The sequence below is a fragment of the Citrobacter sp. Cpo015 genome (genome assembly GCF_030333035.1).
Classification (GTDB): domain Bacteria; phylum Pseudomonadota; class Gammaproteobacteria; order Enterobacterales; family Enterobacteriaceae; genus Citrobacter; species Citrobacter portucalensis.
Genome location: NZ_JAOWGS010000025.1, coordinates 1 through 13233, shown reverse-complemented (window position 1 = coordinate 13233; position 13233 = coordinate 1). Strand labels below are relative to the sequence as shown.

General features: G+C 57.0%; 14 protein-coding genes and 2 pseudogenes. 8 read left to right on the top strand and 8 right to left on the bottom strand.

Annotation, left to right across the window (positions count from 1 at the left end):
- Positions 1–63: 63 nt before the first annotated feature.
- The 4 genes from OGY67_RS09010 (at position 64) to mphR(A) (ending at position 3614) form a co-directional block, all read left to right on the top strand.
- Complete coding sequence (locus tag OGY67_RS09010; RefSeq protein WP_001067855.1) at positions 64–768, top strand: IS6-like element IS26 family transposase; 705 nt, start codon at positions 64–66, stop codon at positions 766–768.
- Between the two features lie 121 nt (positions 769–889).
- The gene (locus OGY67_RS09005) at positions 890–1795 is read left to right on the top strand and encodes an Mph(A) family macrolide 2'-phosphotransferase (protein ID WP_000219391.1); all 906 of its coding nucleotides are present in this window, start codon (positions 890–892) and stop codon (positions 1793–1795) included.
- Complete coding sequence (gene mrx(A) / locus OGY67_RS09000) at positions 1792–3030, top strand: phosphorylated macrolide efflux MFS transporter Mrx(A) (RefSeq protein ID WP_000004159.1); 1239 nt, start codon at positions 1792–1794, stop codon at positions 3028–3030. Before OGY67_RS09005 ends, mrx(A) begins: the two co-directional genes overlap by 4 nt.
- Positions 3030–3614: a macrolide-binding transcriptional repressor MphR(A) gene (gene mphR(A) / locus OGY67_RS08995; RefSeq protein WP_001137892.1), complete on the top strand. Its 585-nt coding sequence runs from the start codon at positions 3030–3032 to the stop codon at positions 3612–3614. The genes mrx(A) and mphR(A) overlap by 1 nt, the downstream gene beginning before the upstream one ends.
- Before the next feature lie 492 nt (positions 3615–4106).
- Here the strand turns inward: mphR(A) and OGY67_RS08990 are convergent, their stop codons facing one another.
- From OGY67_RS08990 to dfrA17, 8 genes and pseudogenes are all read right to left on the bottom strand, one after another.
- Complete coding sequence (locus tag OGY67_RS08990) at positions 4107–4871, bottom strand: IS6-like element IS6100 family transposase (RefSeq protein ID WP_001389365.1); 765 nt, start codon at positions 4869–4871, stop codon at positions 4107–4109.
- Positions 4872–5097: 226 nt separating this feature from the next.
- On the bottom strand, positions 5098–5403 hold the full coding sequence (locus tag OGY67_RS08980; RefSeq protein ID WP_000130000.1) for a PadR family transcriptional regulator: 306 nt from the start codon (positions 5401–5403) through the stop codon (positions 5098–5100).
- Positions 5404–5413: 10 nt separating this feature from the next.
- Positions 5414–6619, bottom strand: coding sequence for a chromate efflux transporter (gene chrA / locus OGY67_RS08975; protein ID WP_205898538.1), 1206 nt, complete (start codon positions 6617–6619; stop codon positions 5414–5416).
- A 161-nt stretch (positions 6620–6780) separates the two neighbouring features.
- Positions 6781–6978 (bottom strand): annotated as a pseudogene (locus OGY67_RS08970) (hypothetical protein); the annotation flags it as partial.
- Positions 6979–7105: 127 nt separating this feature from the next.
- Positions 7106–7945, bottom strand: coding sequence for a sulfonamide-resistant dihydropteroate synthase Sul1 (sul1, locus tag OGY67_RS08965; RefSeq protein WP_000259031.1), 840 nt, complete (start codon positions 7943–7945; stop codon positions 7106–7108).
- Complete coding sequence (locus OGY67_RS08960; RefSeq protein ID WP_000679427.1) at positions 7939–8286, bottom strand: quaternary ammonium compound efflux SMR transporter QacE delta 1; 348 nt, start codon at positions 8284–8286, stop codon at positions 7939–7941. Before OGY67_RS08960 ends, sul1 begins: the two co-directional genes overlap by 7 nt.
- Before the next feature lie 205 nt (positions 8287–8491).
- A complete protein-coding gene (locus OGY67_RS08955; protein WP_000503573.1) occupies positions 8492–9280 on the bottom strand; it encodes an ANT(3'')-Ia family aminoglycoside nucleotidyltransferase AadA5 in 789 nt (262 codons plus the stop codon).
- A gap of 130 nt (positions 9281–9410) precedes the next feature.
- A complete protein-coding gene (gene dfrA17, locus OGY67_RS08950) occupies positions 9411–9884 on the bottom strand; it encodes a trimethoprim-resistant dihydrofolate reductase DfrA17 (protein WP_001389366.1) in 474 nt (157 codons plus the stop codon).
- 157 nt (positions 9885–10041) lie between these two features.
- Here dfrA17 and intI1 point away from each other — a divergent pair, with 157 nt between their 5' ends.
- From intI1 to OGY67_RS08925, 4 genes and pseudogenes are all read left to right on the top strand, one after another.
- Positions 10042–11055, top strand: coding sequence for a class 1 integron integrase IntI1 (gene intI1, locus OGY67_RS08945; protein WP_000845048.1), 1014 nt, complete (start codon positions 10042–10044; stop codon positions 11053–11055).
- Positions 11056–11257: 202 nt separating this feature from the next.
- Entirely contained in the window at positions 11258–11608 is a 351-nt protein-coding gene (locus OGY67_RS23700) for a DUF3330 domain-containing protein (protein ID WP_000454193.1), read from the top strand.
- Between the two features lie 76 nt (positions 11609–11684).
- Positions 11685–12329: pseudogene (locus tag OGY67_RS08930) on the top strand (SulP family inorganic anion transporter); the annotation flags it as partial.
- A 191-nt stretch (positions 12330–12520) separates the two neighbouring features.
- Positions 12521–13218, top strand: a protein-coding gene (locus tag OGY67_RS08925; protein ID WP_095033700.1) for an IS1-like element IS1B family transposase whose coding sequence is annotated in 2 segments (ribosomal slippage) — positions 12521–12770 and positions 12770–13218 — 699 coding nt in all. Because the reading frame shifts where the segments join, the coding sequence is not laid out codon by codon here.
- Positions 13219–13233: the final 15 nt, after the last annotated feature.

Below are 13233 nucleotides of genomic sequence, written 5' to 3'. Positions count from 1 at the left end.
GGCACTGTTGCAAATAGTCGGTGGTGATAAACTTATCATCCCCTTTTGCTGATGGAGCTGCACATGAACCCATTCAAAGGCCGGCATTTTCAGCGTGACATCATTCTGTGGGCCGTACGCTGGTACTGCAAATACGGCATCAGTTACCGTGAGCTGCAGGAGATGCTGGCTGAACGCGGAGTGAATGTCGATCACTCCACGATTTACCGCTGGGTTCAGCGTTATGCGCCTGAAATGGAAAAACGGCTGCGCTGGTACTGGCGTAACCCTTCCGATCTTTGCCCGTGGCACATGGATGAAACCTACGTGAAGGTCAATGGCCGCTGGGCGTATCTGTACCGGGCCGTCGACAGCCGGGGCCGCACTGTCGATTTTTATCTCTCCTCCCGTCGTAACAGCAAAGCTGCATACCGGTTTCTGGGTAAAATCCTCAACAACGTGAAGAAGTGGCAGATCCCGCGATTCATCAACACGGATAAAGCGCCCGCCTATGGTCGCGCGCTTGCTCTGCTCAAACGCGAAGGCCGGTGCCCGTCTGACGTTGAACACCGACAGATTAAGTACCGGAACAACGTGATTGAATGCGATCATGGCAAACTGAAACGGATAATCGGCGCCACGCTGGGATTTAAATCCATGAAGACGGCTTACGCCACCATCAAAGGTATTGAGGTGATGCGTGCACTACGCAAAGGCCAGGCCTCAGCATTTTATTATGGTGATCCCCTGGGCGAAATGCGCCTGGTAAGCAGAGTTTTTGAAATGTAAGGCCTTTGAATAAGACAAAAGGCTGCCTCATCGCTAACTTTGCAACAGTGCCGGATTGAATATAACCGACGTGACTGTTACATTTAGGTGGCTAAACCCGTCAAGCCCTCAGGAGTGAATCATGACCGTAGTCACGACCGCCGATACCTCCCAACTGTACGCACTTGCAGCCCGACATGGGCTCAAGCTCCATGGCCCGCTGACTGTCAATGAGCTTGGGCTCGACTATAGGATCGTGATCGCCACCGTCGACGATGGACGTCGGTGGGTGCTGCGCATCCCGCGCCGAGCCGAGGTAAGCGCGAAGGTCGAACCAGAGGCGCGGGTGCTGGCAATGCTCAAGAATCGCCTGCCGTTCGCGGTGCCGGACTGGCGCGTGGCCAACGCCGAGCTCGTTGCCTATCCCATGCTCGAAGACTCGACTGCGATGGTCATCCAGCCTGGTTCGTCCACGCCCGACTGGGTCGTGCCGCAGGACTCGGAGGTCTTCGCGGAGAGCTTCGCGACCGCGCTCGCCGCCCTGCATGCCGTCCCCATTTCCGCCGCCGTGGATGCGGGGATGCTCATCCGTACACCGACGCAGGCCCGTCAGAAGGTGGCCGACGACGTTGACCGCGTCCGACGCGAGTTCGTGGTGAACGACAAGCGCCTCCACCGGTGGCAGCGCTGGCTCGACGACGATTCGTCGTGGCCAGATTTCTCCGTGGTGGTGCATGGCGATCTCTACGTGGGCCATGTGCTCATCGACAACACGGAGCGCGTCAGCGGGATGATCGACTGGAGCGAGGCCCGCGTTGATGACCCTGCCATCGACATGGCCGCGCACCTTATGGTCTTTGGTGAAGAGGGGCTCGCGAAGCTCCTCCTCACGTATGAAGCGGCCGGTGGCCGGGTGTGGCCGCGGCTCGCCCACCACATCGCGGAGCGCCTTGCGTTCGGGGCGGTCACCTACGCACTCTTCGCCCTCGACTCGGGTAACGAAGAGTACCTCGCTGCGGCGAAGGCGCAGCTCGCCGCAGCGGAATGAGCGAACGTCGATATAGCCCGCTCGCGACGCTGTTCGCGGCGACCTTTCTCTTCCGGATCGGCAACGCGGTGGCGGCCCTCGCGCTTCCATGGTTCGTCCTGTCTCATACAAAGAGCGCGGCCTGGGCGGGCGCCACGGCCGCTAGCAGCGTCATCGCGACCATCATCGGCGCGTGGGTTGGTGGTGGCCTCGTCGATCGGTTCGGGCGCGCGCCCGTCGCATTGATCTCGGGTGTGGTGGGCGGCGTGGCCATGGCGAGCATCCCACTGCTCGATGCCGTTGGCGCCCTCTCGAACACTGGGCTGATCGCTTGCGTGGTGCTCGGTGCCGCGTTCGACGCACCCGGTATGGCCGCGCAGGACAGTGAGCTGCCCAAACTCGGCCACGTCGCCGGGCTCTCCGTTGAGCGCGTCTCGTCACTGAAAGCGGTGATCGGGAACGTCGCGATTCTAGGTGGCCCGGCCCTTGGGGGGGCCGCAATCGGCCTGCTTGGCGCTGCGCCAACGCTCGGGCTGACGGCGTTCTGCTCCGTCCTTGCAGGTCTGCTCGGCGCGTGGGTGCTTCCCGCGCGTGCCGCTCGGACGATGACCACGACGGCGACTCTCTCCATGCGCGCCGGCGTCGCTTTTCTCTGGAGCGAACCCCTGCTGCGCCCTCTCTTTGGTATAGTGATGATCTTCGTGGGCATCGTTGGCGCCAACGGCAGCGTCATCATGCCTGCGCTGTTTGTAGATGCAGGACGCCAAGTAGCAGAGCTCGGGCTGTTCTCCTCAATGATGGGGGCTGGTGGTCTCCTTGGCATTGCCATTCATGCGTCGGTCGGCGCCCGGATATCAGCGCAGAACTGGCTGGCGGTGGCATTTTGTGGCTCTGCGGTGGGCTCGCTTCTGCTTTCACAGTTGCCAGGCGTGCCGGTGCTGATGTTGTTGGGCGCGCTCGTGGGACTGCTGACCGGCTCAGTCTCTCCCATTCTCAACGCTGCCATCTACAACCGCACGCCGCCAGAACTTCTCGGCCGGGTACTCGGCACGGTCTCGGCGGTGATGCTGTCAGCCTCGCCCATGGTTATGCTTGCGGCCGGCGCGTTTGTCGACCTTGCTGGTCCGCTCCCTGGCCTCGTTGTATCGGCCGTGTTTGCGGGGCTCGTGGCTCTACTCTCGCTCCGTCTTCAATTTGCTACAATGGCGGCGGCAGCCACAGCCTCCGCCCCAACCCATACAGAAGGTGAACACTGATGCCCCGCCCCAAGCTCAAGTCCGATGACGAGGTACTCGAGGCCGCCACCGTAGTGCTGAAGCGTTGCGGTCCCATAGAGTTCACGCTCAGCGGAGTAGCAAAGGAGGTGGGGCTCTCCCGCGCAGCGTTAATCCAGCGCTTCACCAACCGCGATACGCTGCTGGTGAGGATGATGGAGCGCGGCGTCGAGCAGGTGCGGCATTACCTGAATGCGATACCGATAGGCGCAGGGCCGCAAGGGCTCTGGGAATTTTTGCAGGTGCTCGTTCGGAGCATGAACACTCGCAACGACTTCTCGGTGAACTATCTCATCTCCTGGTACGAGCTCCAGGTGCCGGAGCTACGCACGCTTGCGATCCAGCGGAACCGCGCGGTGGTGGAGGGGATCCGCAAGCGACTGCCCCCAGGTGCTCCTGCGGCAGCTGAGTTGCTCCTGCACTCGGTCATCGCTGGCGCGACGATGCAGTGGGCCGTCGATCCGGATGGTGAGCTAGCTGATCATGTGCTGGCTCAGATCGCTGCCATCCTGTGTTTAATGTTTCCCGAACACGACGATTTCCAACTCCTCCAGGCACATGCGTAAACGGAGGTGTGCAGAGTCCCTGCGGCAGGCGACGAACACGACCGTCGTCGATTAGTACCGGTACGGTCGGTGGTATCGAAGTCTTGATCACCACTCAGGTCTACGGCTTACAAATGGTGACCATCCCGATACTTGCGTCAGAGCACCGGGCCGATTCTTTGACAGTGAATCACTCCCGTAAGGTTGTGCCGGTGTGGGTGTCCCGGGTCGAGACGATACTCCGCCAATGCGCCCAGCAAACAACCTGGCCATCGCAGGTGGTGGGGAGCGGTGTGGCGGATGAGTTGGACAAGTTGGTGTAGCAGCACGAGCACGGCGAGATAACATCGCAGGAGTTCGACATGCTCAAGAGACAGCTGATTGCGAATCGCGATGCAGATTCATAACCCGATTGCGGGTTGGCTTCACTCCACCATCACCGAGCAGACTAGCACGGCGGGCTCTGTTGCAAAGATTGGCGGCAGTCAGAGGTAGGCTGTCGCTCTGCGCCGATCAGGCGGCTGCTGCGAAATGGTGGTTGAGCATGCCCATGGCCTCCGTCAGCGCCGAGGGCCCAATGCCAAAAGCTCTCTCCACAAGGCGCACCTCGCCCCTGATGCCGGGCTGCAGGCACCAGGGGCGAGCCTGTCCTTTGCGCAGGGCTCGCATGACTTCGAATCCCTTGATCGTGGCATAGGCCGTGGGGATCGATTTGAAACCGCGCACCGGCTTGATCAGTATCTTGAGCTTTCCGTGATCGGCCTCGATCACGTTATTGAGATACTTCACCTGCCGGTGGGCCGTCTCCCGGTCCAGCTTTCCTTCGCGCTTCAATTCGGTGATCGCTGCACCATAGCTCGGCGCTTTGTCGGTATTGAGCGTGGCAGGCTTTTCCCAGTGCTTCAGGCCTCGCAGGGCCTTGCCCAGGAACCGCTTCGCTGCCTTGGCGCTGCGGGTCGGCGACAGGTAGAAATCGATCGTGTCGCCCCGCTTGTCGACTGCCCGGTACAGGTAGGTCCACTTGCCCCGCACCTTGACGTAGGTTTCATCCAGGCGCCAGCTCGGATCAAAGCCACGCCGCCAGAACCAGCGCAGCCGCTTCTCCATCTCCGGGGCGTAGCACTGGACCCAGCGATAGATCGTCGTATGGTCGACCGAAATGCCGCGTTCCGCCAGCATTTCCTCAAGGTCGCGATAGCTGATCGGATAGCGACAATACCAGCGCACCGCCCACAGGATCACATCACCCTGGAAATGGCGCCACTTGAAATCCGTCATCGTTCCGTCCGTCCAATCTCCGCCAAGCATGCTCAAGCTTCACGATTTTTGCAACAGAGCCCACACGAGTATTGAGCATAGTCGAGATTGGTGCAGATCACTTCTGATATTGAACTGTCAGGAGCTGGCTGCACAACAGCCATTACGCCCAATCAACTGGTGCAGTCGTCTTCTGAAAATGACAATCCAGTTAGGGTATAGCTCAACCTGACATAGAAGCAAAAACTCAACCACCTTCTACCAACTCTCCGAACAGCTCCTTGACCTTTGTTTTCGCATCAGCAAGTGCAGTTCTGCCTTGTTCAGTGATGTCATAAACACGCCGTTCACGTCGCCCGGTGCGTTCGTGGCGTGAGGTCAGATAGCCTTTTTTTTCCAGGCCGTGCAGCATCGGGTACACGGTGCCAGCGCTCATCTCGTAGCCGTGTCGGCGTAGCTCTTCGATGATCCCCAGCCCAAAGACAGGTTCCTCGGCTGCATGGTGAAGGATGTGCAGGCGGATCAAACCGCCGTAGAGGTCTTTGTCAGTCATTTTTTGTGCCTCACAGAGCGACGCTCAACAGCCACCCAGCTGCACCGCTACCGAGGACAACCAGCCACGGCGGGAGCTTCCAGAACATAAGTGCGACAAGGGCAACTAATGCCAAGCCGAAGTCTTGCGGCTGAAAGATGGCGCTAGTCCATACAGGCTGATACAGCGCGGCCAGCAGCAAGCCGACTACAGCGGCATTGATCCCGGCCAGCGCAGCTTGGATGCCTGTATTGCGGCGCAAACGCTCCCAAAATGGCATTGATCCGACGACCAGCAAGAACGAGGGCGCGAAGATAGCCAGCAGACACACAATGCCGCCGATCCAGCCCGACGGGGCGGTGTTCATCGAGGCACCAAGAAACGCGGCGAACGTGAACAAAGGGCCGGGCACCGCTTGAGCTGCCCCGTACCCCGCGAGAAAGGATTCATTGTTGACCCAGCCGGAGGGCACCACTTCGGCTTGCAGTAATGGCAGCACAACGTGACCACCGCCGAACACCAGTGATCCGACACGATAGAAGGAATCCACCATTGCCATGGTTTGACTTGGCATCAGTTCGGCCAACACCGGCAGGCCAATCAGCAAGACAAAGAACAGCGAGAGCCAAAGCACGCCGGCCCGGTGACTGACCGTGATAGGTAGGGGGTCATGCTCAACAACTTTCGCTGGCTTGAACAATAACCGGCCTGCGATGCCTGCGATAGCAATCACGCCAACCTGTCCCCACGCGGACGGCACAAGTAAAACGACGCAGGTAGCAATTGCCATGATGGTGACTCGCAGCCCATCCGTGCATAGGTTACGCGCCATGCCCCATACTGCTTGAGCGACCACGGCCACAGCCACCACTTTTAAGCCATGCAACGCGCCCTGCGAGACGTAATCGCCATAGCTGGAGATGCCGAGCGCAAAAAGGATCAAGGCTATGGCAGACGGCAGCGTGAAGCCAGCCCAAGCAGCCAGCGCCCCGCTGTATCCAGCCCGAGACAGTCCTACCGCTATGCCGATCTGGCTGCTTGCAGGCCCTGGCAAGAACTGACAAAGCGCGACCAAGTCAGCATAGCTCCGTTCGGAGAGCCAGCGCCGCCGTGTGACAAATTCGGCGCGGAAGTAGCCCAAGTGCGCAATGGGGCCGCCAAAAGATGTCAATCCAAGCCGCAGAAAAATAAGAAAGACCGACCATGGTCTGCTGTCATCGGTAGGGTTATTCGTCATACTTTCGCCTTCATGATCTGCAACGAGTTGATCAATAATAAGCGAAATTCGATAACGAAATTCGATATAAATCTAGAAAAAAATACCTCTATGTGTACTACGCAGTTTTAGCTGTGGCTTTCACAGGAGCACGCTTACTTACGGCTTAGCGTGCTTTATTTTCCGTTTTCTGAGGCGATCCCTAGGAGCTCGGATCTCAGGACGAAGGTCTCCGCGAATGTCCGGTCGATCCGCGCGACGTCCCAGGCGGGCGTTCCCTTGGCGGACATCCACGCCGCAGCGTCGTGCATCAGCCGCACAACCTCGTCGATATCACCCGAGCAGGCGACCCGAACGTTCGGAGGCTCCTCGCTGTCCATTCGCTCCCCTGGCGCGGTATGAACCGCCGCCTCATAGTGCAGTTTGATCCTGACGAGCCCAGCATGTCTGCGCCCACCTTCGCGGAACCTGACCAGGGTCCGCTAGCGGGCGGCCGGAAGGTGAATGCTAGGCATGATCTAACCCTCGGTCTCTGGCGTCGCGACTGCGAAATTTCGCGAGGGTTTCCGAGAAGGTGATTGCGCTTCGCAGATCTCCAGGCGCGTGGGTGCGGACGTAGTCAGCGCCATTGCCGATCGCGTGAAGTTCCGCCGCAAGGCTCGCTGGACCCAGATCCTTTACAGGAAGGCCAACGGTGGCGCCCAAGAAGGATTTCCGCGACACCGAGACCAATAGCGGAAGCCCCAACGCCGACTTCAGCTTTTGAAGGTTCGACAGCACGTGCAGCGATGTTTCCGGTGCGGGGCTCAAGAAAAATCCCATCCCCGGATCGAGGATGAGCCGGTCGGCAGCGACCCCGCTCCGTCGCAAGGCGGAAACCCGCGCCTCGAAGAACCGCACAATCTCGTCGAGCGCGTCTTCGGGTCGAAGGTGACCGGTGCGGGTGGCGATGCCATCCCGCTGCGCTGAGTGCATAACCACCAGCCTGCAGTCCGCCTCAGCAATATCGGGATAGAGCGCAGGGTCAGGAAATCCTTGGATATCGTTCAGGTAGCCCACGCCGCGCTTGAGCGCATAGCGCTGGGTTTCCGGTTGGAAGCTGTCGATTGAAACACGGTGCATCTGATCGGACAGGGCGTCTAAGAGCGGCGCAATACGTCTGATCTCATCGGCCGGCGATACAGGCCTCGCGTCCGGATGGCTGGCGGCCGGTCCGACATCCACGACGTCTGATCCGACTCGCAGCATTTCGATCGCCGCGGTGACAGCGCCGGCGGGGTCTAGCCGCCGGCTCTCATCGAAGAAGGAGTCCTCGGTGAGATTCAGAATGCCGAACACCGTCACCATGGCGTCGGCCTCCGCAGCGACTTCCACGATGGGGATCGGGCGAGCAAAAAGGCAGCAATTATGAGCCCCATACCTACAAAGCCCCACGCATCAAGCTTTTGCCCATGAAGCAACCAGGCAATGGCTGTAATTATGACGACGCCGAGTCCCGACCAGACTGCATAAGCAACACCGACAGGGATGGATTTCAGAACCAGAGAAAGAAAATAAAATGCGATGCCATAACCGATTATGACAACGGCGGAAGGGGCAAGCTTAGTAAAGCCCTCGCTAGATTTTAATGCGGATGTTGCGATTACTTCGCCAACTATTGCGATAACAAGAAAAAGCCAGCCTTTCATGATATATCTCCCAATTTGTGTAGGGCTTATTATGCACGCTTAAAAATAATAAAAGCAGACTTGACCTGATAGTTTGGCTGTGAGCAATTATGTGCTTAGTGCATCTAACGCATAGTTGAGCGGCGGGCGCAGCCCGTCCGCTTGAACGCCGAGTTAGGCATCAGATGCCCTCGGCGCGGGTCGATGCACTTTTCGCACATGCCGCTCAACGCAAGATTCTCTCAATCGTTGCTTTGGCATATCGAACGAACGCGGCCGTCTCTTCGACGCGCATTGCTAGGTCGTCGTCCTCGCTACCCAGGTACGCCGCGCGTGCCTTGCAGATGAGGGGCCGATGCTCGGCAGGCAAACGCTCCGATACCCATGCGGCAGCAACGTCCTTAGGAGCAATGAGACCAGTTGAAGCGCTGTACCAAATGCGAGCAAGAGCAAGAACGACGTTCCGCTCGTCACCCTTCCAATCCGACTCTGCATTCCACTGGGCAATAGTGTCGAAAAGCGCCTTGGAGAAATGCTCCTTCGGCACCGGCTCGAAAAACGTGGCTGCGGATGGGCCTAGAAGCGCAAGGCTGTGTTGCCTCGCCTTGGTCAGCAAAATCGCAAGATCGTGATCCAGAACGGCAGGCTCGAACGTTCCGGAAAGGATGTCGTGGCGGAGCCACTCACCGAACTGAAGCTCACGCCGCGCCGGATAGCGCCAAGGCACTACTTCGCTTCGAGCGACAACAGTTAGCTCCAGCGGTCGCCATGTTCCGCCATCGCCTGGCGGTGATGAGACTTTCAGCAAATCGAGCATTAGCGCCTGCCGGAGCGAATCGTTAGGTGCGGCGCTGACGGTCACGAGCAAGTCTATGTCGCTGTCCGGCTTCAGCCCTCCATCGATCGCAGATCCGAACAGGTGGATTGTGTCCAGTGTCGCAGCCAGATGGCGCTCGATCACCGCGCGAGCGTGGGACAGCTGCTTGAAAACTTGTGCAGGGAAAAATTCACCCATGATGCCTAACGTTAAGTTCAGCGGCAGCTTTTAAGTTGCGGCTTTGTGGAATACTTTTGCGCAGCAAAACCACAAAGACGCGACTTAAAAGCTGTCCAAGGAGCGAAGCGACTGGTGCTGCAACGCATTGTTAGCCTTTTTTCCAAATCTGGTATGTATAATTTATATTAGACATAAAAAACTGTTCAAAAACCAAATTGAAATTCTCAGGCATTATAGGGAATTTGATATCACCTTCGACTTCAACGTGAACAGTAGACAAATGAATTATATCTGCTTTTTCAATAAGGCTATTATAGATTTGACCCCCGCCAGAGACATATACATGATCTGTAACTTTTGATAGCTCTTTCAAAGCATTTTCTATTGAAGGAAAAACTAGGACGTTTTCATTTGAGCTTGAAATTCCGTTCTTTGACACTACTGCATATTTGCGATTTGGAAGAACACCCATAGAGTCAAATGTTTTTCTTCCGACAAGGAGCCATTGATTATATGTGAGCGCTTTAAAGAGTAGTTGCTCACCTTTTACTGACCACGGGATATCAGGACCACTACCGATTACGCCATTTTCTGACACTGCAGAAATCAATGATATTTTCAATTTAACTCCCTTAATGGCTAACTTTGTTTTAGGGCGACTGCCCTGCTGCGTAACATCGTTGCTGCTCCATAACATCAAACATCGACCCACGGCGTAACGCGCTTGCTGCTTGGATGCCCGAGGCATAGACTGTACAAAAAAACAGTCATAACAAGCCATGAAAACCGCCACTGCGCCGTTACCACCGCTGCGTTCGGTCAAGGTTCTGGACCAGTTGCGTGAGCGCATACGCTACTTGCATTACAGTTTACGAACCGAACAGGCTTATGTCCACTGGGTTCGTGCCTTCATCCGTTTCCACGGTGTGCGTCACCCGGCAACCTTGGGCAGCAGCGAAGTCGAGGCATTTCTGTCCTGGCTGGCGAACGAGCGCAAGGTTTCGGTCTCCACGCATCGTCAGGCATTGGCGGCCTTGCTGTTCTTCTACGGCAAGGTGCTGTGCACGGATCTGCCCTGGCTTCAGGAGATCGGAAGACCTCGGCCGTCGCGGCGCTTGCCGGTGGTGCTGACCCCGGATGAAGTGGTTCGCATCCTCGGTTTTCTGGAAGGCGAGCATCGTTTGTTCGCCCAGCTTCTGTATGGAACGGGCATGCGGATCAGTGAGGGTTTGCAACTGCGGGTCAAGGATCTGGATTTCGATCACGGCACGATCATCGTGCGGGAGGGCAAGGGCTCCAAGGATCGGGCCTTGATGTTACCCGAGAGCTTGGCACCCAGCCTGCGCGAGCAGCTGTCGCGTGCACGGGCATGGTGGCTGAAGGACCAGGCCGAGGGCCGCAGCGGCGTTGCGCTTCCCGACGCCCTTGAGCGGAAGTATCCGCGCGCCGGGCATTCCTGGCCGTGGTTCTGGGTTTTTGCGCAGCACACGCATTCGACCGATCCACGGAGCGGTGTCGTGCGTCGCCATCACATGTATGACCAGACCTTTCAGCGCGCCTTCAAACGTGCCGTAGAACAAGCAGGCATCACGAAGCCCGCCACACCGCACACCCTCCGCCACTCGTTCGCGACGGCCTTGCTCCGCAGCGGTTACGACATTCGAACCGTGCAGGATCTGCTCGGCCATTCCGACGTCTCTACGACGATGATTTACACGCATGTGCTGAAAGTTGGCGGTGCCGGAGTGCGCTCACCGCTTGATGCGCTGCCGCCCCTCACTAGTGAGAGGTAGGGCAGCGCAAGTCAATCCTGGCGGATTCACTACCCCTGCGCGAAGGCCATCGGTGCCGCATCGAACGGCCGGTTGCGGAAAGTCCTCCCTGCGTCCGCTGATGGCCGGCAGCAGCCCGTCGTTGCCTGATGGATCCAACCCCTCCGCTGCTATAGTGCAGTCGGCTTCTGACGTTCAGTGCAGCCGTCTTCTGAAAACGACAATGGAGGTGGTAGCCGAGGGTGTGGAAACACCCGACTGCCTTGCGTGGTTGCGGCAGGCGGGTTGCGACACGGTGCAGGGTTTCCTGTTCGCCAGGCCGATGCCGGCGGCGGCCTTCGTCGGCTTCGTCAACCAATGGAGGAACACCACCATGAACGCCAATGAACCGAGCACCAGTTGCTGCGTGTGCTGCAAGGAAATCCCGCTCGATGCCGCCTTCACGCCGGAAGGGGCCGAGTACGTGGAGCATTTCTGCGGGCTGGAGTGCTATCAGCGCTTCCAGGCGCGGGCCAGCACTGCGACCGAAACCAGCGTCAAACCGGACGCTTGTGATTCGCCGCCGTCAGGTTGAGGCATACCCTAACCTGATGTCAGATGCCATGTGTAAATTGCGTCAGGATAGGATTGAATTTTGAATTTATTGACATTCGATCATCAACGTTAAATCGGGTGGTCGCGGACGTTTATCATCCTTCGCTGCAGGCGTTTTTTTACTTGTGATGGTGGTGTTTTTAGGAGAGTGGTTAAAGCTTATTCCTATGGCGGCACTGGTTGCCGTGATGATCATGGTGGCTATCGGTACATTCTCTTGGGATTCAATCCGTAATCTTAAGCATCATCCTATGTCAACCAACCTTGTGATGGTGGCGACGGTTGTGGTCGTGGTCGCTACCCATAACTTAGCAATTGGGGTATTTGTAGGTGTATTACTCGCGTCCCTATTTTTTGCTAATAAAGTGGGACGTTTTATGGTGGTTAAGAGTACAACGACTGCTGCTGACACTGGTCGCCATTATCAGGTTATTGGACAAGTCTTTTTTGCTTCATCAGATAAGTTCAGTAATTCATTCGATTTTAGGGAAGTGGTTGATAAAGTGACTATCGACTTATCTCAAGCACATTTTTGGGATATTACCGCGGTATCGGCCCTCGACAAGGTAGTGATTAAATTCCGCCGCGAGGGGACTGAGGTTGAGTTGATTGGCCTTAACGAAGCCAGTGCCACCATAGTCGATAAATTTGGGGTACACGATAAGCCAGAAGAAGTTGAAAAAATGATGTCTGGTCACTAAGCCATTAGCAACACAACAACAAAGGAATAAAACGATGACAAATGTGATTGCTTGTATTGACGGTTCAAATGTGACATCCGCTGTATGTGATGCCAGTGGCTGGGCCGCCTTTCAACTGAATGCCCCTGTAATCCTAGGTGATGCTGCCAACTTACTGATTTAGTGTATGATGGTGTTTTTGAGGTGCTCCAGTGGCTTCTGTTTCTATCAGCTGTCCCTCCTGTTCAGCTACTGACGGGGTGGTGCGTAACGGCAAAAGCACCGCCGGACATCAGCGCTATCTCTGCTCTCACTGCCGTAAAACATGGCAACTGCAGTTCACTTACACCGCTTCTCAACCCGGTACGCACCAGAAAATCATTGATATGGCCATGAATGGCGTTGGATGCCGGGCAACCGCCCGCATTATGGGCGTTGGCCTCAACACGATTTTCCGCCATTTAAAAAACTCAGGCCGCAGTCGGTAACCTCGCGCATACAGCCGGGCAGTGACGTCATCGTCTGCGCGGAAATGGACGAACAGTGGGGATACGTCGGGGCTAAATCGCGCCAGCGCTGGCTGTTTTACGCGTATGACAGGCTCCGGAAGACGGTTGTTGCGCACGTATTCGGTGAACGCACTATGGCGACGCTGGGGCGTCTTATGAGCCTGCTGTCACCCTTTGACGTGGTGATATGGATGACGGATGGCTGGCCGCTGTATGAATCCCGCCTGAAGGGAAAGCTGCACGTAATCAGCAAGCGATATACGCAGCGAATTGAGCGGCATAACCTGAATCTGAGGCAGCACCTGGCACGGCTGGGACGGAAGTCGCTGTCGTTCTCAAAATCGGTGGAGCTGCATGACAAAGTCATCGGGCATTATCTGAACATAAAACACTATCAATAAGTTGGAGTCATTACC